This is a genomic window from Bradyrhizobium sp. RDI18, assembly GCF_043203335.1.
Classification (GTDB): domain Bacteria; phylum Pseudomonadota; class Alphaproteobacteria; order Rhizobiales; family Xanthobacteraceae; genus Bradyrhizobium; species Bradyrhizobium retamae.
This window is the reverse complement of the sequence record NZ_JBICRN010000008.1, coordinates 6,893,840-6,912,817: the sequence shown is the minus strand read 5'-3', so window position 1 is coordinate 6,912,817 and position 18,978 is coordinate 6,893,840. Positions and strand designations below refer to the sequence as shown.

16 protein-coding genes and 1 pseudogene are annotated in these 18,978 nt (G+C 55.9%); 10 read left to right on the top strand and 7 right to left on the bottom strand.

Annotated features, from left to right (window positions below):
* Window positions 1-58: 58 nt before the first annotated feature.
* Window positions 59-508: a hypothetical protein gene (locus ACFXS9_RS42340; protein ID WP_392699503.1), complete on the top strand. Its 450-nt coding sequence runs from the start codon at window positions 59-61 to the stop codon at window positions 506-508.
* 640 nt (window positions 509-1,148) lie between these two features.
* Here ACFXS9_RS42340 and ACFXS9_RS42335 read toward each other — a convergent pair.
* Window positions 1,149-3,107: pseudogene (locus ACFXS9_RS42335) on the bottom strand (adenylate/guanylate cyclase domain-containing protein).
* 650 nt (window positions 3,108-3,757) lie between these two features.
* On the opposite strand from ACFXS9_RS42335, the gene ACFXS9_RS42330 reads away from it, so the two are divergent.
* The 8 genes from ACFXS9_RS42330 to ACFXS9_RS42295 all read left to right on the top strand — a co-directional run bounded on the left by ACFXS9_RS42330 (window position 3,758) and on the right by ACFXS9_RS42295 (window position 12,014).
* Window positions 3,758-4,459 (top strand): hypothetical protein, encoded by a 702-nt coding sequence (locus ACFXS9_RS42330; RefSeq protein WP_392699501.1) that lies wholly within the window; start codon window positions 3,758-3,760, stop codon window positions 4,457-4,459.
* A gap of 36 nt (window positions 4,460-4,495) precedes the next feature.
* Window positions 4,496-5,416, top strand: coding sequence for a hypothetical protein (locus tag ACFXS9_RS42325; protein ID WP_392699499.1), 921 nt, complete (start codon window positions 4,496-4,498; stop codon window positions 5,414-5,416).
* Between the two features lie 706 nt (window positions 5,417-6,122).
* The gene (locus ACFXS9_RS42320) at window positions 6,123-7,067 is read left to right on the top strand and encodes a tyrosinase family protein (protein ID WP_392699497.1); all 945 of its coding nucleotides are present in this window, start codon (window positions 6,123-6,125) and stop codon (window positions 7,065-7,067) included.
* 41 nt (window positions 7,068-7,108) lie between these two features.
* Entirely contained in the window at window positions 7,109-7,642 is a 534-nt protein-coding gene (locus tag ACFXS9_RS42315; protein ID WP_392699495.1) for a hypothetical protein, read from the top strand.
* A 489-nt stretch (window positions 7,643-8,131) separates the two neighbouring features.
* Entirely contained in the window at window positions 8,132-8,380 is a 249-nt protein-coding gene (locus ACFXS9_RS42310; protein ID WP_392699493.1) for a DUF6894 family protein, read from the top strand.
* A 1,194-nt stretch (window positions 8,381-9,574) separates the two neighbouring features.
* Window positions 9,575-10,366 carry a hypothetical protein gene (locus ACFXS9_RS42305; protein WP_392699491.1) on the top strand — a complete coding sequence of 264 codons (792 nt, stop codon included), beginning with the start codon at window positions 9,575-9,577 and terminating at the stop codon, window positions 10,364-10,366.
* 225 nt (window positions 10,367-10,591) lie between these two features.
* Window positions 10,592-11,242 (top strand): hypothetical protein, encoded by a 651-nt coding sequence (locus ACFXS9_RS42300; protein WP_392699489.1) that lies wholly within the window; start codon window positions 10,592-10,594, stop codon window positions 11,240-11,242.
* A 4-nt stretch (window positions 11,243-11,246) separates the two neighbouring features.
* Entirely contained in the window at window positions 11,247-12,014 is a 768-nt protein-coding gene (locus ACFXS9_RS42295; protein WP_392699487.1) for an exopolysaccharide biosynthesis polyprenyl glycosylphosphotransferase, read from the top strand.
* A gap of 458 nt (window positions 12,015-12,472) precedes the next feature.
* Here the strand turns inward: ACFXS9_RS42295 and ACFXS9_RS42290 are convergent, their stop codons facing one another.
* From ACFXS9_RS42290 to ACFXS9_RS42265, 6 genes are all read right to left on the bottom strand, one after another.
* Entirely contained in the window at window positions 12,473-12,787 is a 315-nt protein-coding gene (locus tag ACFXS9_RS42290) for a hypothetical protein (protein WP_392699485.1), read from the bottom strand.
* Between the two features lie 32 nt (window positions 12,788-12,819).
* Window positions 12,820-13,431 (bottom strand): DegT/DnrJ/EryC1/StrS family aminotransferase, encoded by a 612-nt coding sequence (locus tag ACFXS9_RS42285; RefSeq protein ID WP_392699483.1) that lies wholly within the window; start codon window positions 13,429-13,431, stop codon window positions 12,820-12,822.
* Window positions 13,380-14,033, bottom strand: coding sequence for a DegT/DnrJ/EryC1/StrS family aminotransferase (locus ACFXS9_RS42280; protein WP_392699481.1), 654 nt, complete (start codon window positions 14,031-14,033; stop codon window positions 13,380-13,382). Before ACFXS9_RS42280 ends, ACFXS9_RS42285 begins: the two co-directional genes overlap by 52 nt.
* A gap of 172 nt (window positions 14,034-14,205) precedes the next feature.
* A complete protein-coding gene (locus ACFXS9_RS42275; RefSeq protein WP_392699479.1) occupies window positions 14,206-15,165 on the bottom strand; it encodes an aldo/keto reductase in 960 nt (319 codons plus the stop codon).
* Entirely contained in the window at window positions 15,162-16,838 is a 1,677-nt protein-coding gene (locus ACFXS9_RS42270; RefSeq protein WP_392699477.1) for a GMC oxidoreductase, read from the bottom strand. The genes ACFXS9_RS42275 and ACFXS9_RS42270 overlap by 4 nt, the downstream gene beginning before the upstream one ends.
* Window positions 16,838-17,998, bottom strand: a complete 1,161-nt coding sequence (locus ACFXS9_RS42265; RefSeq protein ID WP_392699475.1) for a hypothetical protein — start codon at window positions 17,996-17,998, stop codon at window positions 16,838-16,840. The genes ACFXS9_RS42270 and ACFXS9_RS42265 overlap by 1 nt, the downstream gene beginning before the upstream one ends.
* Before the next feature lie 587 nt (window positions 17,999-18,585).
* On the opposite strand from ACFXS9_RS42265, the gene ACFXS9_RS42260 reads away from it, so the two are divergent.
* Complete coding sequence (locus tag ACFXS9_RS42260; RefSeq protein WP_392699473.1) at window positions 18,586-18,978, top strand: hypothetical protein; 393 nt, start codon at window positions 18,586-18,588, stop codon at window positions 18,976-18,978.

Below are 18,978 nucleotides of genomic sequence, written 5' to 3'. Positions count from 1 at the left end.
CGGCGCCTTCGAGGTCGCTCATTATCGACCGAAGGAGCGCCCGAACAGCGTAAGGATCGTGCACCCCAAGAACGGCGAGGAAGCGTGGTGGCCGTTGTTCGATGAGGACGGCGAAGCGCTCTTTCCGGAGCTGATAGCCGAACTCGACGAAATCAAGAAGACGACGGTCTCAGGTCTCGTTTTCCGGCGGGATCACGCGCACCGTAGATCTCGCACGCCACTGCCCTGGATCACCGAAAAGAAAGATCTTCGCTATCTGCGTGACGTGGTGAAGGAAATCATCCGGTCCGCCGGTCTCCGAGAAGAACTGTCGTTCACCTCGTTCCGCCATGGTGGCTTTACAGAGGGAGCCGACAGCGACCTCACGGACGCTGAATTGCGCGCAGCCGGGCGGCACCGCTCCTTGAGGCAGCTCCCGACATATGCCAAGCGCACGCGCAAACAGCTGATTTCGGGCACGAAGAAGCGACGCGGGGAGCGAACAAAGGCAGCCGGTTTGTCGGAATAGCCGCTGACCGCCTGTCGGAACGGCTCTCACGAGAGGTCCCCAAGCTATTGAAAAGCTTGGTGGGCGCACCAGGGCTCGAACCTGGGACCCGCTGATCAAGAGGCGTATGATCTTGTTGGAAAATCAATATCTATTCCGACAAATGGGTCGTCCAACCCGTATTGAATTGGCAGTGGGTTTTCCCTTTGTCGGAATGACAGTCTCGATCGCCGAGCGATCAGACTTCAGTGTCTCGAGTCAGGGTTTCGTGCATCGCGAAACTCACTATCGTGGAAGCCGCAACCCAACCCGATTTCAGCGCTGGACGTAATTGTGGTGCGCTCCGAGGGCGGAGAAGATGTTAGCAATTTCAATATCTTGTTCAGGTGGGCAAAGGCGCCAGGTGCGCGGCTAAAGGTGCTTTTCGGGCCGGCGTACTCATGAGTCGGGGCACTTGAGTAAGGCGCGCTGGATGTCGCGTTGTCCGCCAATACCGGCGCAATAGCGAACGTCTCTGCAGGTCGCTGAAGGGGAATGATGAGACATCCCAATGGCTCCTCAGTGTAGCCAACCGCGCTACGTGGCTCCCACCGCTGCAAGCACCATTCCGACGCAACGGTCCTTATGGGCGCAATGAAGTTTCAGCTATCTTCTTGTCGTCTCATTGCTCGCGAATGCCAGCTTTTCTGAGTCCCTCAACGATTTCGTCGTACTCACGAGGAAACTGCGGATTGCTCGAACGTGCGTAGCCTATTTGCTGGAACCACTGGACCGTCAAGTTCGGTCGGATTGCATTCAATTCGGCCAACATTTGCTGGGCCATTTCCAATTGGCCAGTGGCTCCATCAGCTGAAATCAGATCCGCATACGGAAACCAATCCAATTTGTTCAAATTGATCGAGCGCCTAGATTCCTCAATGCCTTCGTTATATTGGCGCAGATGGACATGAGCATGGCAGAGGAAGAAGCGCCAAGTGGCTGCGGCCGGATCTTTGGGGCTTAGGCGCAAAGCGATCTGAACCGGGGAAAACGCTTCGCGCGCGCGTCCCGCCGTAATAAGTACGATCCCCTTGGATGCATACGCGACGGGCGAATTAGGATCGATTTCCAAAGCTGCGTCGTATTCAGGCAAGGCTTGCTCAGGATTTCCGTAGTTCAAAATGTTTCCCTTGCCTATGTGCGCGTTTGCGGTCGCCGGGCGTTTTGCAAGAACTTGATCAATTAGTTTGATCGCCGTCTTTTTGTTCTCCACGACGGATGTTGACCATCCGTAGATCACGTCATGGGCTATGCACCACGCTTTCCCGAGCATTGCGTCAATGTTGTCCGGATCGAGGCGCAGCGCGCTATCGAACAAGTCCTTTGCCTGCGCGTTCGTTGACCTGATCCAAGGTTCATAGAGTTTTGCCCAGCCGCGCATGCTGAAATCCACAGCGTCTGGATTCGTTGGCCTGTCCATTTGGCTGCGCCGGCTTTCGGCCTGGACGAGTTGGACGTTGAGAGAGCGGGCGAGCCGCGCCGTGACCTGCTCCTGCAAGGCCGCAAGATTTGTCCGATCACCGTCAAAGCGGTCCGACCAGACGTCTCGACCATTCGACAGGTCGGAAAGTGACACATTCATACGGACCTGACCTCCGGCCCGCTGCACCGCGCCCTGTACGGCCCAGCGAATGCCAAGCTCCTTGCCGAGCGTCTTAAGATTGACCTGCTTGTTCTTGTAGGTAAAGGCCGTTCCGCGCCCGATCACAAATGCGCCGGGAATTTGCGCAATGTCGGTAGTCAGGTCAGTTGTAATACCGTCGGCGAAATAGTCCTGCTCGGGATCGTTGGTGAGGTTCACGAACGGCGGGACGACAAGAGACAAGCGGGGAGCGATATCGGGCCGGACCGCTGCTTCTTTTTGTATCTTTTGCCCTTCCCGCAAAACGTCAGTGCGGAGCGTCTTCAAGACGACGAGGCCGCCGACCACCGCACCGACGACTGCAATTGAGGCAAGCGCGCCGCCGACAGGCGTCAAACGCGCTCGGATCCGACCCATAGAACGACGAGGCGTTGAAAGCGCGCCTTGTCTTGCGCGTTCAGTCTGGGTGGCCGGGCCAGATCCATCCCTGACCACGGTATAGGCCCGCACCGGGCGGTCGATATTCTTGAGATTCTGCTCGCCCAGATCGGCGAACTCAACGCCGCCCTGGACTTGATCGTAGGCAGAAGCCGAGACGCAGATGCCGCCCGGTTCTGCGATACCCTCCAACCGCGCCGCAATGTTAACGCCGTCTCCAAAGATGTCGTGGGGCTCGACGATTACGTCGCCAATATTTATGCCCACACGGAAAGCAATGCGCCTATCTTCAGCATCTCCGATTGTCAGTTCGTCAACGCGGGTCTGGAACTGTACAGCCCCTCGAACCGCTTCGACTGCACTACAATCCGTCGCCGGTGTTCTTCACGATGCGCCCGCCGTGTTCGGCAATTGCGGGGTGGACAGCCTCCATTAGAAGAGTGGTCAATTTGGCATGCGTGGCCTCTTCGTCTTGGTGCATGAGGCGCGAATAGCCAGTCCAATCGGCGACTAATATCGCCGACAACCTGCGCTCGACCCGGTCTGGCGCTCTTGCACCATGCCTGCGATCCAACCTAGACGCGATCTTGTACAACAGGTCACATGGGATGCCCATACGAGCTAATGTCGCAATTGGGTCAAACTCGGAAGTCCGGAGGTGCAACGGGGAGATCTGCTTTGCCCGCGTAAGCAGACATCGTCAGATCAGTCGGTCAGGTCCGGTTCGTGAAGAGTCGACATTGAAGCCCGCGTGTTCGACGAAGAGCCTTGCTTTGAGGACTCACCACGTCAACACTGGTGCTCCGCGATAGAGTAAGGGAGGCTGCCATGTGGGCAGCCTCTTTCTACCTTGATGCTATTCCCATCCCGCCGCCTGCCCCCGTCATGGGGACTCATCCCAAGACGTAGATGAAACGACAAGGCTCACGCCCATCCGAACTCACGTGTGGGCTTCCGATGGATCTTGAAGAACCGTTGTGCGGCCTCGGCGTTCCCACCGTTGAAGCTGGAAACCAGTACTCACCCTCAGTCTGCAGCTGGCTCACGTTCTTGTCGGGCACATCTACATCGACGAGTTCCTCAACTAATCGCCTCAGATTAGATTTCTCTCCACTCTAGATGGTGCTATACTAAAGGCGGCGAAGAGGTATCGGTCGGCGTTTTTAGTCGATACCCACTACGGCCAGAAATACTGCAGTGGAGGATCGAACATGTGTAAATCACGTTTGATCTGTGCGGTTACTGCAATCTTCTTTGTAGCGAGCTCGACGCTGGCGCAGCAGCAACCGCTGCCATCGCCTCCTCCTCCAGCGCGTTCACTGGAGTTCACCGGTCCAGAAGCGGGCTGGCCGCCGCAGGTTAAAGGTCTCACGGATCCGCGCATCATTCCGTTCGAGAGGGCACCCACAGGACTGACGTCTGCTTTCGCCGAGCGACTCGGCGAAGTCGCTGCGTCCTCACCTATCGTTCATCGCGCGCTCGGCGAGCGTTTCGCGTTCCTCGGAGCCGATCTCGTTGAGCGAGATAAGATCCAAGAGCTGCGTCCGCTGGAGCAGCAACTGGCGCAAACCACATTCTACAGCTATTCGCGCAACGTCGCTGTTCGCGCGCTGGTGCGCGGGGGCGAGGTTGTAGAGGTCAAGGATATTGAGGGTTATCAGCCCCCGGAGAGTCCCGGCGAGGTCGAGCAAGCAGTCCGTCTGGCGCGAGGGGATCCAAATCTCCGTGATGCTGTGCGCGATCTCGAAGGACGAGCCTTGGTAACCGAACGGGGTGAGGGACAACTGGGGGCTGGCCACCGCGTACTCTACGTCAGTTTCCTCGCACCTGGTTCAGCGAGAACAGAGTTTATGGCGCTCGTTGATTTGACTGACGGTCGCGTCCTTGAAGCAGGACGTCCGGCCGGACTCTAGTAATTAGGGCTCACAATCTTGGTCGGAGATCATTCTATGCTAATTTATCGGCATCTTATTTATATGCTCACTGCTGGATGTCTCGGCATTGGCTCCCTTGATACGCCAGCATTCGCGCAATCTGGCCAGGTGAATTGGGGGCCCTGGCAGATACGCTGGGAAGTGGCCGATGATGCCGGCATTGGACTGAGAGACGTGCGGTTTAACAACCGGACACTGCTCTATCGCGCTAATATCCCGGTCATCCGGGTCAAGTACGACGGAGACGGCTGCGGGCCCTATGCGGATCGGATCAATTGGTCAAATCTGAGCACCGATAACAGTTGCCACAACAATCAGAAGATTTGCCAGCGGACCTTTACCTTCGCTGGCCGCGAGTGGCTTGAAATCTCGGGCCGCGCCTTCATCGGTTCGTACGACATTGTTCAGGCTTGGTTTTTCACCCGGGGCGGAGAAATGCAGCCACGCATGTTTAGTCGCGGGCTGCAATGCAATATCGATCATGGTCACCATGCCTATTGGCAGCTCGACTTTGACATGGATGGCTCGCCCAACGATCAAGCCTTCCTGCACCTACCGAGCTTCCCTAATTCAGGCTTTGGACCGGGCTGGTTCCGCTATTCGAATGAATTTGACAGCCGGCGTAACCCAGCCGAAAGGCCGACTTGGTTCGTGCGGGACGCACAGACCCTGTTCGGCGCATTCATTCAGCCAAGCAGTGACGATGGGCCGAACGACGGCTTCTCGAGCATAAATGCCGCCATCCGCCGCTATTCCGGCAACGAAGCGGGGCCGTGGCAGTTCGGGGCCAGCGGAGAACTCGGCTATAACAACGGTGAGAACGTCATCTCGAAAGATAACGTGCTGTGGTACGTCGGCCACCTTTGGCACAGGGTATCAGAGGGGCCCGACCATTATCATGCGGTCGGTCCGATCATCCGTGTTCACCAGCCTTAGGATGCAGATGCCGAGGGTGGAGGAAATCAGTCCAAGGTGACGACCATCGAGAGGTGACCCTCCAATGGAGTATGGAGGAGTTCATGATCGAAAAGCACTTGCGAAACGCCCTCCGTGGGATACTCGCCGCTGCGCGCTGCTTGCATTGGCAGCGCCGAATGTCCATGCGCAGCAGACTACCGGCCCGGTTCAGGTTTGAGAAGCCGGGTCTAGCCTTTGAGAGCCGAGATCAAGCCAACGGAGGCATTCCGCGGGAACCGGCCAACAGCCGGGCTGTTCCGTGCCCTTCGCTCGCAGCATTGAGATGTGGTCCACTTCATAGTTGGAGAGCTCTGTTTCGAATAAGCTGATCTTGCATTCAAACTGCCGTTCGAGCGGTAACTTGGCGGGCCCGTACAAACGAGCCGGGCAGAATGCCTTCCCCGCGAGCGAGCGTCGTTAGTTCTCGCGTGCATTAATCGGCCGCCAATGATCAACCAAATCGAGAGCGATGATTGGCGAACAAATGGGACAAGGAGCCACCTATAGCAGAACGGACCTACAATACCTCACAAGTAGCCGCCTGGCGACCAACCGCGGATGAGAAGCCAGACGAAAGTGGTGGTCGAGCCGTGGAGCGCAAGGCCACTACTCAGCTCACTACGCTCACTCTTTGCTCGCCGTTTTTCTCTTCGATGGCTCATCAAAGGTGATGAAGGAGGTAACGATGCAACGGCGTGACTTTCTGAAAGGCGCTGCAGGTTTGATAGCCGCCGCGGGCTCGGGTCCGGTATCGGCGCAGGAACTGAACAATCCTAGAAATTTAGAATTTCTCAAGATCCATTGGTGCTACGGCCGACCGAAACTCCGCCAGAACGTTTACTCGCTATATAATAGTAATCCAAACCATCCAATCATCCAGGCATACCGGCAGGCCGTCTCGGTGATGAAAGGTCGGCCCGCATCTGATCCGACGAGCTGGCTGTATCAAGCCAACATTCACGGAACGAACACGCCCGCTGGAAGCTGGCCCCCTGGGGCTCCCTGGTCCACGTGTGATCATGGCTTCCACTTCCTGTCCTGGCACCGCATGTATCTGTATTTCTTCGAGCGGATCGTGCGCGCGGCCTGCGGTGATCCCGACTTTGCACTGCCCTATTGGGACTATGCGCCGGCAGCGAATAGGACGCTGCCACCACCGTTCCGCAATCCGAACAACGCGACCAATCCGCTATGGGATGGAACTCGCCCTGGGATGAATGGGGGCGGGGCGCTGCCGGCTTCGGCGGTCGACTCGACCACATGTCTGGTGCCACTCGCCTTCCTCGGCGGCGGGCAGTTCCAGGGAGCCGTCCAAGGAACGCCGCACAACGTTGTGCATGGTACGATCGGCGGCAACATGGGAGGCTTCAACACTGCTGGCCAGGACCCGATCTTCTGGCTACATCACTGCAATATCGATCGCCTGTGGGAAAAGTGGCTCGCGCAGGGAGGGGGCCGGGTCAACCCGACCGCGAATACAACATGGATGAACACCAACTTTACCTTCGTTGATGAGAACAAGAACTTCGTGCAGATGAGCGGTGCAGACGTGCTCTATACCATCAATCAGCTCAATTACCAGTATGAGGATCCACGCACCTGCGTCCCCCCTGGTGGTATTATCTCATAGCATCAGCGAACTTCATGCTGGCTAGCGAGAGGGCGCGTGTGATGGCCTCATTTATCCTCGCTCGCAACGTCAAACCGACCCCGGACCAGGCGCGGATCGACCTGCGACCTGAAGACAGCGACACGCGCGAACGGCTTGCCAAGGTGCTGTCCTTTGACATGCTCTCTAAGACGATTGAGAACGGAGCCCGCTATACGCTAACGTTTGAGGGTGTGCAGACTGAAGCCCAACTTGACGGCTACTTTGAGGTCTATCTGGGGTTGCCACGCGACAGCAAACCAGACCCCGATAGTCCATATTATGTTGGCAACCTCACGTTCTTCGGTACCGACGAGGAATCGCGCCGTTCTGCGAGGGGTGGTCACGCCGGTCACGGGGACTTTGGTACGTCGATCACCCTCGACGTGACCGAGCCGCTGAAACGACTCGTCGAGCGCCGCGATCTCAAGAATGAGATGACCGTTACGCTAGTGCCCATGGGTGTCAGCAAGTCGCCCAATGAGCGCTTTAGCTTCGATGCGAAGGCGAACCCGCGCATCGACGCCATTCTTCTCAAGATAGAGAAGGATGAGTGAACGCCTGCTGAGGGCCGACATGACCTCTTCGAGCGGCTCGCCTTCATGACGTTCCGCGATAGCCGGGTTTTGGAAAAGTGAAGGTCATTTTCGCGCCCCACGTGCAAGCAAGGCGCTCGACCTTGCCGTGCCGCTCTCGCTTGTGTCGTGCGAATGAGGTGATTGAAGTGGCATGTCGCCTGTTGGCCCATCGGCACATTTTGCAGCAGACGATAAATGGGCATCCCTCGTCCTTGGCCTTACGAGGCTCTTCTGGCTGGAGCCATGTTGTCTTCTGGCTGGAGCCATTTAGCGCACAAACTGCAAGCTTGAGAGCGAATCCTCGAGTGCATCATAGTTCCCAAGAAAACGTTCCAGGCCTCTTGGGCTGGCACCGGTCCTCTCTCCTAGGGCGTCTCATTCCAAGACCGCGAAAAATGCGACCGCGTTGGAACGCAATATCTGTTCTCCAGGTTTTAGCTTGAGAGGTGACGCGCCCGGGATTGGCCGATGAAGCGCTATTACTTTGACTTACGCGACGGCGACGCCGTTTCCGTGGATGAGAAAGGGCTCGAACTGCCCGATATTGAAGCTGTGCAGGAAGAGGCGGCTCGCTCGTTGGTTGATATGGCAAAGGATGCGGTACGAGGCAGGCGCTTCAGCGGCTTCGGCCGTGGTATGGAAATCGAAGTCCGTGATGAAGATGGCCCCGTACTGCAGGCAAAGTTCACGTTCGAGATAGATTTGAAAAGGCAATAAAGCGCTGGCGTGAAGCTGGCGCTGGAGCTCAAGGCCAATTAAGCGCGCAATATCGCATGAAGGAATCGCACCACCGATTCTGAATTCATGGCGGGACATCAAGCTCGCGATCGAGAGCGGCTGGCTTGTGCTCCGGGAACCTTCACGTTGGATGGCCCTTCCTGATGGGCCGCGCGAATGACGCTTACTTGGACCCAGCACCGTCTTTCAGTTCCGCTGCCTTCTTCATACACCCCTGCTCGTCGCCAGCCTCGGATATCTTGCGGGCTTCGGCGATCATTTGGGCGGTATGATCCCCGCCCTCGACGCTACGTTTGCCAGTGTCTTTTTTCCTGATGAGGTGAAGCGGGCTCCACAGCACGCGCCGTTGTTCCTGTGGCTTCCGGCGCACCGCTCTTTTGCTTTCCCGTTAGAAGCTCCTCTTGGTGCTTGGTCGCCGCCATTTCGGTTTCGCTCGTGCTCGCGCCGTCTCCGCCGAAACGATTTTCTGTTCCAGTATTTTCAGTTCCTGGTTGCAATCAGCAAGCGCCGGCGATGCGAGAATAAGAGTGAATGCGACTGCAGTCGCTGTGCGATGCGAGGAATGCAAGGAAACGGCACAAAATATAAAGTGGTTCCTTGCTAGAAACAGCGCTCGACCAGCCAGCTTCAGTCCGACCGACTACTACCGAATTCGCCGGTCGATACGCGGCGGACATAGATGAACGGGCCAGAAGCGCTCTACGAGCGCCCAATAACGGTTGCACCTGAAATTCGTCGCAAGTCGTCGCCTCATCATGATTGTCAACTGGAGGCGGCGGTTCCCAACTGCCATGCTGCGACTTGGCACCCCTACCACCAATGGCTGTTATTGCGCCTGCCTATCTGCAGCCCGGTCGCGTTGCCATGCGTCGCGTCGCAGCAAGGAGAATCCTCATCTCGCGAATGCCTGGTGCGGTGTCTCATCGGCGTTCTTGCGGCCGACGTTGCTGGTTTACAGCAGTTTTCGTAGACCGTTTTTCCACGGGGAACCGATATAAATCCACGTCAATCGTTTTGAAAATCGCCGACGAGGGATCCGACCAACCGTGGGGTTTCTGATAAAAGCCTAAGGCTAGCGATCAACTTAAGTTAAAGTTGAACGGTGTGGGGAATACCGGTGCAGTTCATGACTGCTCAGGGAAATAGGGACGCCGCTTAAGTCCGGAGCGGCCCATGTCGGTAGTCCACGTAGTTGGACGGTTTGCAGCCTCGGTCGGTGCGTTTGAATACGTCGTTCGAGAGCTTCCCGCGCGTCAAATGAAGTCGGTTTTTGCGGCACTGGCACCGATGCTTGACCGCATCTCTTACACCGCCACGACCAGTGCGCGTTTGCCTGTCTATGAGGCCATTCATCAGGTCAAGCTGATAAGGATTCTGTGTTGGCAACGACCCCGATATCCTGCCAGTGGCGCTGACATTGTCCACGTCCAAGCAACCGTTTTATTCGCCAACCTTCTTGCCGTAACGAAAGCATCTCATCGCCGCAGATTGCTTGTATCGACGCACGGCGGCCTCTTCCATGCCTGTTTTGGTTCTTCCTTGGAACCGAACCGGTTTAGTGAAATCACACCGATGTCGATGAGAGTTTACGCTTCGATCGCCGCTATGAGCCAAACCGACCACGAGCTCTTCAGCCGTATTCGCCTTAATGGTGCATTCTGGATCGAGAACGGGGCGAACATTCACAAGCTCGCGAATGCGGCCAATGCGTTCGCCACGAAGGCAATGACTTGCGTTCGACGAGTGGATGGTGGTGTCCGCGCTGGTAGAGAACCTTTCGCAGCACCAACTCGTGGGCGTTCAACACGGATGCGCCGATCTCAATTCGCCCGCTCCACTCCAGCGCATTCGATCCGCAAGGCCGTACCTGCTGCTTATTGCCTTTCCGGCCCAAGAGCTTCGCCTTACGAGAAATATCGACGCGACCGGCTGCACGCTGGGCAACACTCTCGGAGGATTGCTTGAATGGGCCGGCGAACTTCTGCGCTCCATTGTGGATTCGCTCGGCTCATTTGGAATGGGTCTACCGGCTCAGGTTGGAGCCTCGGCGTTTGGCTTCGCGCTGTCAGGGAGGCGACTCTCTGTTTTTCTTGGGAGCATTGCGCTGTGGTGGTCCGAAGCAAGAGGCGAGATCCGGTAGAATTGGAACAATAGTGCCAGAACGAGCTTGATTTTCGCCGGAGGCCAGCGATGCTACAGCCAACTTTTTCTGGACCGGTGGCGAGTTCGAAGGAAATTGCTCAGAGCCACGACGATCGCCTGGTGCTCGCTGCAATGCTGGCCCTAACCGAAATGGCGGCCGTCGCAGTATCAACCTACCTGGCCTTTGTTGCATATCATCTAACTGTTTGGGACGGACTGCCCGACACGATTTCGTACGGATTGATCTGCACACAATTGGCGCTGATGTACGGCATAATCTGTCTGGCCGACAGACAATACGATCTTCATGGTGCGGAATGGAATCGGCAAGCGCTTCACCGAGGAGTGCTCGCATTGGCCTTAGCCTTTGTTTTCCTTCTCGCTCTCATGTTCATTAGTGGGACGGTCTTGAGCTACTCTAGGGGAACGTTCCTCGCGCAGTTGGCCATCGCCTTACCAACGCAGATCATGATTCGAGCACTATTGTTGCACGCTATCGAAGTCGGCCGAAAAAGCGGCCGTTGGACCTCACCGGGCGTCGTAGTCCTAGTTTTCCCGGACGTCGAGAAACCGACCCTACTCCTCGAGCAATTATCATCCACGCAGGACGAGATACGCCAAGTTTATCGTCTGAGACTCGACCAATATTTGGCTTCAGCTTCAAACGATCCTGCGCGACACTCGGACCCACCGATGTGATGCGGTGTTGCTGCTCTTCCATTCAGATAACATGGACGCGGTTACTCGCGCAGTGGATATGCTCTCCGAAATGCCGGTTCGGATTCAACTTCTACCTGTTGGCATGCTGAATTTCATGCGCTGTAGCCGAATTGGATGCTTCGGACATGCCTCCGTGTTGGAGAGCGCGTCAGGACCCGATTGGGTGATGGATCGCTTCCTCAAGCGGAGTTTTGATCTGTTCGTTGCTGCAGCCGCCGGCCTCTTACTCATGCCGCTGATGCTGATGGTGGCCGCGTTGATAAAATTGAGTTCGCGAGGTCCCGTTCTGTTCAAACAAACTCGCCATGGTTATAACAATAAGCCCATAATGGTTCTAAAGTTTCGCACGATGGTAGCGGGCACAGCGAGTGCACGTCAGGCAACCCGGGATGATCCTAGAGTCACGCGCATAGGACGGATATTGCGGCGAACGAATATCGACGAACTCCCTCAGCTCTTCAATGTCATCCGGGGGGACATGTCGATTGTCGGACCGCGTCCGCACGCCGTCTGGCACAATCAAATGTTTGAAGGTCAGATCGCCCGCCTATCTCGACGTCATAACGTCAAGCCAGGCATTACGGGCTGGGCTCAGGTAAACGGGCTCCGTGGTGAGACCGACACTTTCGAGAAAATGCGCGCCCGTGTGGAACACGATCTGTACTACATTGATAATTGGTCTTTTGGCTTCGATCTAAAAATTGTCCTGATGACGATATTTTCAAAGAAAAGCTATGAAAATGCCTACTAGCAACGCCAGGGGCGCTGCGGATGGCGGCAACACTATCTTCTCGGGAGCCGCAGTAGCTGACCAACGAGATAGCCGATCTGCAGCGCACATGCCGTACCGACGCTAGCCAGAAGAGAGTGCATGAGAGTTGACTCGCTACTCAAATCGTAAAGTAACGAAACCGCGGCACAGACTATGCTCGCCAAGGTTGCGGCCAGAATATTAAAGCGCGCCACGTACACACCCAAGACGAAGCTGACGATCATTAAGCCGACCACTGAGGGCTCCGGAACTAGGATGATTCGCAATTCGCGATGCAGTTCGATGATAGAAGGTGTGAGCACGACGACAAGACAGGTCTTTTATTAACCAAAACGTGCATTGCAGCGGGGGCGCCTGGAGGCGTGTGCATCGCCCTTAAGCTGTGCGCTTCGAAACTGTCTGAAGTGCCGGCTGCACCCTGTTGCTGTCCCGTGCTCCTAGCGAGCTATAGCAACAAACGTTGTGCGGTTCCGCAATTCGAGTAGCTCCCGATCACAGGGTGGCTCGTAATCCACCGGATTCGAAGTAGTTGGCGCATTCGCGCGGGTGAAGCGGTCGAGGCAGCGTGCGATGGTCCAGTTGTGATGCAATGCCGCCAGGAAGGTCAGAAGGTCATGGTGCCAACGGCCGTGCGGAACCTTGGCGAAGAGCCTGTGGTCGCGTGGCGCGCAGCTCTGCAACGGGGCCATGTCGATCCTGGTCCAGATCACGTCGTTGAAGACCGAGCGGTCAGGTCCGATGCGATCTTCCATTGGATCCACACTATCGATCAAAAGACTCGAATTCAGTGGCTCGGGATCAATGCCAACAGAAACCGGCTCAGTCTTTCAGCATATGCGGGCGTCACACGCGTGTGCGTCGGCAGGGTAATAATGGACCGCACCAATTCCGAAACATTAGTTGTACAGCCCGGTATATCGGTAAACTTCTCCATTTCATGGACATTCGGGTAAAGTGACAAAGCTACGTCGTAGTTATTGGCTAGCAACGCCCTGTAGATCTTATCTCGCGAATTGCGACCGACGATGATCGGATAATTGACGAATCCAGCCTCCGCGCGACATTCTTCAGGTGTCTCAGCCGATACACTAATCTGGCGAAAATACCGATCATAAACCGCGGCGATCGAGCGACGGTGGTTGAGTATGTCTGCGATATCGCTAAATTTTCGGCTCCACTCACCTAAGACAGCGAGGGCCGGGCGGCTGGCAATTGTGTCGTCCAGACGAGCCGTCTCGATGCGTGACAAAGGAAGGACGTCGACAATCTCGCCGGATTCAATTATTGAGCGCCGCAGCGCAAAAAATAGCGGAAACACCAAGCGACTTGTGACAAAGCGGTATGTTAGAATTTTTTTGCTTGGAATCGATATTGCCAAAACCTCAGCCGCGGCCAAGTTTCAACTTCAGCTTCGATAGCAGTTGCAATCTCTCCAGGAGGCATGACTATCGCTCCACCCCAAAAAAAGTTTAGTATCTTAAATCCTGAGAAGCTGAACACGCTTGCTTCGCTGACGGTACCGATTGGCTTGCCTTCGATACTAGCGCCCAAAGATATGGCGCAGTCATCGAAGAACTTCACGTCTCTGGAGCGACAGAAGTCAGCTATCGCATTCGTTTCCGCTTGGGGGACGTGATAGTGAGTGACCAGAACACACGCGGTCCGCTCATCGATGAGTGACCTGAGATGGCCAAAATCAACGTTGGTCGAATTTGGACGAAAGTCCACAAAAACTGGTTGGCCCCCTCCAAACTTCACCATGTTAACGACGTCAGGTATAGTGTACGGCGACATAATTACGTTGCGCCGCGTTTCTGTAATGACCTGCTTGACCAATAGAAAGATTCCGGAGCGGGCTCGCCCTAACGGTATTATGGCGCTTGCGGCGCCCAACAGAGAATTCAGTCTAAATTGAAAAGCTTGATCAGCCTCTTGGTTGGACTTAAGCCAACAAGAGATATATCGAATTTGATAGATGATTTGATGCGGTATTTGCATTTCCGTTTTGGACCTTAAGCGCCGTGCCTCGCGTGCCAGCTCAATCCGTCCTATCGGTAGAAAAGCCGTCTATTACAAATACCTCGCAGGGTGGACGAAATAGAATCGGGGGCCCAATGGGGACGTTGCTCATTTAAGGTCCGCGACCACGGCGAGATCTACGATAGCTCCTCTATCTGTTTCCTAGAAGTGAATGGACCTTGGCTGCGAGTTCTGGTGTCGGGCTTTTCGCCGCAAGTGAACAATTGTGTTCGATATGCCGCGCGCTAAACATCGAGCTTATTACCACCCCATCCGGATTATTAGAGAACGCAAAATGCAACAAGAGATCCGCTACAATCTCCGTTGCATTGGGATCGTACTCCTGAAGCCAGAACTTGAGAGTTTCTGATGCTCGGGACGACAGCATAGATATTTCGTTCGAATTCTCTGTCCCGAATACGCCATGCGTGACAAACTGAGGTCGCCTATCGCTTGGCAGCTCAGAACGCAATCTAGCGGCTACACCATTATGCGGTGCATCCTGAAACTGCGCGAAGTCGACGCGGAGGCGTCTGGATACTGACGCGATGATGCTGTTGGGCTGTCCGGCGACAGAAATTGCTCGGATAAGTCCGCGGTCCAGTAACCGCTCGAGCACATCAAAAATGCGCTTATCTGCTGCCTCCTCTGGCGTTGGCTCGTGAAGTGCCAAGACATCCACATGATCGGTCCGCAATGATCGTAGGCTCTGCAGAAGGGACGCTTCGATCAGGTCTGGATGAATGGCTGTACGGCGGGGAAACTTACGAGCGTGCCTTACCACCGAACGTGCAGCCGGAATGCAAGATACGACAGTTCGCGCTAAAGGCCGGAAGAGGCGCTGTGACAAAGAAAGGCTAGGACGTGCAATTCCAACTTTGGTGCAAATAACAACTCTATCGCGCTGACCTTGCAGGCAACTGCCAAGTAGCTCCTCAGCCTGTCCATCCCCGTATGAAGGGGCAACGTCAAACCACCTCACGCCGTGTTCGAGAGCCATTTCTACGGCTCGGCGACCGCCACTTGGCGAAATCCGAGAGCCAAGGGACGCACACCCGAAGCCTATTGCCGACACGTTGCGCCCCAGCGCTTTTGAATAGACCTGCCTCATGGAGCAAGACGATGTTTGCTGCTTCCCGCAACCCTTTCCCTGGCCATTTGGCTTGCGAGATGAGCCGACAATCTGAAACCCAGAGCCACCATGGGAAACGTTGGATTGGCTTGGCCGGTTGAAGAAAACACCGAACTGGACGCAATGTACAAATTTTCAAGGTCGTGCGTGCGGCAATCAGTGTTCACGACACTTTGCTGAGGATCAAAGCCCATGCGCGTGCCTCCGATTTGATGAAAGCCATCCTTTGCCTGGCGAAGCACATGCTTGACGCGAGACTCCGCGCCGGGTTCACCAAATTCGAGATAGCCCAATCCTGATTGCCTCAAGGCCGTGTCAAGAATTGAATGAGCTCTGACGACGCTTTGTGCATCCGCGTCGCGAAACCGAAGACGGACGCGCAAGTATGGCAAGCCAAATGCGTCAAATTTGGAGCTCAACGTTACTCGCGACTTCGGATTTGGCGATTGCTCGGCATGGTAGTGAAGAGCGTATCGCCCGCGCTCGTTGAACAATAAAAAGCCTGGCTTCCTGGGAAAGCTAAAGTATCTCTGATTCAGAATGCTTACAATGCTCGCCCACGTTGCTACAGGCTGCAACAAGACATTTCTAAGGTGTTGAAACCACTGATAAGGTGCTGGGCCTAGGTGACTGATCCGTACGCCTTCCGATGCAAGTAAGCGTCCTAAGATCGGAGTTGCCAACGCGAGCCAGGCAAGTGAAAGTACGCCGTCGCGATGGTCGGCAGAATGGAATGGTGGGTTGTCTGCATAAAGGGCTATATTAAGAAGCTCCTCGCGTCGTTGGACCTCCGGAGGAAACGTAAACCGCCTGCGCACGAAGACGCCTGAATCGAGGAAATAGTCGTGGGCGGCAAAATGGGCGGGGTCGCCTAGGACCAAGTTGGCTATCTTGCCGGAAATATGGCCTGAATAATACCGCCCCAACGGGCCGTCGGGTCCTCCAAAGAGCTTCGGGAACTTGCATTGCGTCCACAGCAGAAGACGTGTCGTTTCCAGACCGCCGCAGGCGAGAACGATGTATCTAGGCGAGATGGCGATCGATTTCTCCCGACTGCGAACGGTCAAGCGGCTGACGTGTCGAGCATCCTCCGAGACGTGAATTTCGGTTACGGTAGTTTCGGCAACTAATACAATGTCTTTCGAGGTGGCGAGGCGCTCGCGATGGCGCTTGCTTACATCCCTTTCAGGCGTCCATCGCTCTAGATCTTCAAATCGTACTCCTTCCAATCGCCCCCATGGCGGAACCGGCGCAATAAAGTCCGCGGGCGCAACACCAAAGAACGCGGCGGCACTATCATAGCAGATTGCCAATTCTGCGTATGAAATAGGCCAGCTCGCTTGTACGAAAGACCGTTTAGCAAAATCAATTTCGTCGAGGGGAGTGCACCTGCCGCCCCACCATTTCGAGGCGCCACCAAGAGCACGGCAGATAGCCAATTGCGGGGCCGCATGCGTCTCCAAGTCAATGTCATGTCCGGTGCTGAGGCCAGCAAAAAAAGCGTCGACCTTATCCTTTCCTGATTCCAGAAGGAGAACCGAGAGCCCACGCTCCTCGCAGGCAAGCGCAACCGCGATACCTGCCGGTCCACCGCCCACAACGCAGACGTCGCGGTTTGCAAGTGAAGCAAGCTCGGAGAAATATCCGAACATTAGCTCGCCTTTGTTGCGCGAGAAGCGTGCGCCCAGCCAACCGTAACGGCGGCGATGACAAACAGGGGCGTCCACGCCGGAGCAATCACGACGGCTCCCATGGTTTGCCCCATAAGTGTCGCCCCGAGCAGCACAAAGCCAATTTCGCTCACGCCCAATTCCGCCAGCGCAAATGCCACGATGGCGACCACGATTGCGCCGCCGAGAATGCCAAATGAAATCCAAAACTGCCAAAACGAGTTTGTGAGCAGATGACTTGCCTTGCCCTCTCTGAAATTGAGGCCCATGCCCCGAACGCTGTCGACGTCCGCTGCGTCGATACCCGCGATCATGTTTTCGATGACGGGCGAGAACGCGTCTATCGCGTAAGGCGTCATTTCCGCGTCACCTCCCAATCCGAAACCAAAGAAAGGACTGGTGTCGGCCATGCTGGACGCAAGACGGTACGGTCCAATTTGACGAGAGTAGAAGCTGTCTCCGTTGACTATGTTCTCGATCAATCCTCCGAACTCGTCGGCGGCATGCATGAGCAGCGAGGTCGAGGCGATGACCACGATGAAGCAGGCACACAGTGATACCGATTTGATCAATCGCACGCCGGGATTAGGGCTTCTTCTCAATCGGTCAACGATCAACCCGATCACGCAGATCGTGACGGCATAGAATATGGTGGGCGAGCGAATTACAAAAACCGCAGATGCGGTCAGCAGTGAAGCGACAACAAGCCGTCTGATCCCAAACCTGTCCACATCGGCGAGAAGCCATCCACACAGCGACAGGCCCCAGAAAATTCCTACCAGCGAAGGTTCCGAAGCAAAGACACTTGGTCGCACGGCACCGTAGAGCGCCAAGTCTCGTGTGGTGTCGTCGTAATACTCCCGATGAATCACGGACCGGACTGCGTCGACAAACGGTCTCAGCCCGAAATACACCTCCAAAGTCGCGACTATCAGCATGAAGACGGCCACAGACAAGAACAGGCGGGAAATCGTTCGGGAGTGCAACGAAGATAATCCGAGAAAAAGTCCGTAGTTGGTAATGAGGGCCACGTATAGTTGGGCTAGCGAGAGCAGGCGACGTGACGGGTCGACCGCGTACGGGATCGACAAAGCGAAGAACGCCACGGTTGCCGTCAATAGAAGAAAGGCGGCGATGATCAACCCCGTCGAGAGTCGCCGCGACTCGAGGCAGATCAGAGCGAAAGATATTGCGAACGCCGCAACATAGGGGAACAGAAGACTTCCCGAGACCGAAAGATGGATGGATAGGAAGAGCGAGAGTAGCGCGGCAACGCATAACACTACGCGGAGATGCGTTCCGTGGAGACGACCGGTGGTTGCCGCGCGTGATGGCGCTCGAGCGTGCATGTGCCTTTCCGGCATACACTGAGTTGCACCGGATCACGGGGCGGCCGAACAGGTGCAAGATGGCCACGCACCGCAAACCGAAAGGATCAGTCGCAACCCGCCGCATATAACGGAAGCGGTCGGTATCGGTTCCTTGAATTCGAGCGGTCAAGAGGCGACTTGCGCTTGACTCCAGGGATCGAAAACAGGCGCCGGGGGCTTAATGTGGGGTTCCATCAGCGGTCCACCGAGCCGTGGGGGGAGATTTCCAATGGAACACTGACGCCGGAACTCTGCGGCGACGGGCCTCGTTGTAGCAAGTACCATTCCCGGGCCACACGGTGGAGGGGCAGGATGAACGCAATGAGCTTGCGCCTGTTGGGATCCGCTCGGCGACTCTAATGATCATGGCGATCCTGTTCGCCCATGTCGCTGCGCGCGGCGAGAATATTCTGGCAGCCGGCGACGTGCTCGAGATCGAGGCAGTGGGCCTTCGGGATTTTCGGCAGGACATGATCGATCTGAATGGCCAAGCCTCATTTCTATTGATCGGAGACATCAAGGCGCCGGGCAAGTTGACGGTGTGCCTGGATATACGACGCGACAGCGACATTGGATCCATAGCGAACCACCTCGCATTTGTCTGGTCATCATACGCTTCCACAGTGCTCAAAGTCTCTTCGGAAGCTGCGGCCGGGCATTGCGCTTGGATCGACGCCGATGCCCGCTTGACATCGAGCGATACGAAATCCCCTTCTGCCGCCGCGCTATGGGCGGGTCGAACCAGGGACTAA

What these genes read in the sequence shown, in the direction of transcription:
- ACFXS9_RS42330 (WP_392699501.1), top strand. Translation starts at nt 3,758, where the DNA reads ATGTGTAAATCACGTTTGATCTGTGCGGTTACTGCAATCTTCTTTGTA.
- ACFXS9_RS42325 (WP_392699499.1), top strand. Translation starts at nt 4,496, where the DNA reads ATGCTAATTTATCGGCATCTTATTTATATGCTCACTGCTGGATGTCTC.
- ACFXS9_RS42320 (WP_392699497.1), top strand. Translation starts at nt 6,123, where the DNA reads ATGCAACGGCGTGACTTTCTGAAAGGCGCTGCAGGTTTGATAGCCGCC.
- ACFXS9_RS42315 (WP_392699495.1), top strand. Translation starts at nt 7,109, where the DNA reads ATGGCCTCATTTATCCTCGCTCGCAACGTCAAACCGACCCCGGACCAG.
- ACFXS9_RS42310 (WP_392699493.1), top strand. Translation starts at nt 8,132, where the DNA reads ATGAAGCGCTATTACTTTGACTTACGCGACGGCGACGCCGTTTCCGTG.
- ACFXS9_RS42305 (WP_392699491.1), top strand. Translation starts at nt 9,575, where the DNA reads ATGTCGGTAGTCCACGTAGTTGGACGGTTTGCAGCCTCGGTCGGTGCG.
- ACFXS9_RS42300 (WP_392699489.1), top strand. Translation starts at nt 10,592, where the DNA reads ATGCTACAGCCAACTTTTTCTGGACCGGTGGCGAGTTCGAAGGAAATT.
- ACFXS9_RS42290 (WP_392699485.1), bottom strand. Translation starts at nt 12,787, where the DNA reads ATGGAAGATCGCATCGGACCTGACCGCTCGGTCTTCAACGACGTGATC.
- ACFXS9_RS42280 (WP_392699481.1), bottom strand. Translation starts at nt 14,033, where the DNA reads ATGCAAATACCGCATCAAATCATCTATCAAATTCGATATATCTCTTGT.
- ACFXS9_RS42275 (WP_392699479.1), bottom strand. Translation starts at nt 15,165, where the DNA reads ATGAGGCAGGTCTATTCAAAAGCGCTGGGGCGCAACGTGTCGGCAATA.
- ACFXS9_RS42270 (WP_392699477.1), bottom strand. Translation starts at nt 16,838, where the DNA reads ATGTTCGGATATTTCTCCGAGCTTGCTTCACTTGCAAACCGCGACGTC.
- ACFXS9_RS42260 (WP_392699473.1), top strand. Translation starts at nt 18,586, where the DNA reads ATGATCATGGCGATCCTGTTCGCCCATGTCGCTGCGCGCGGCGAGAAT.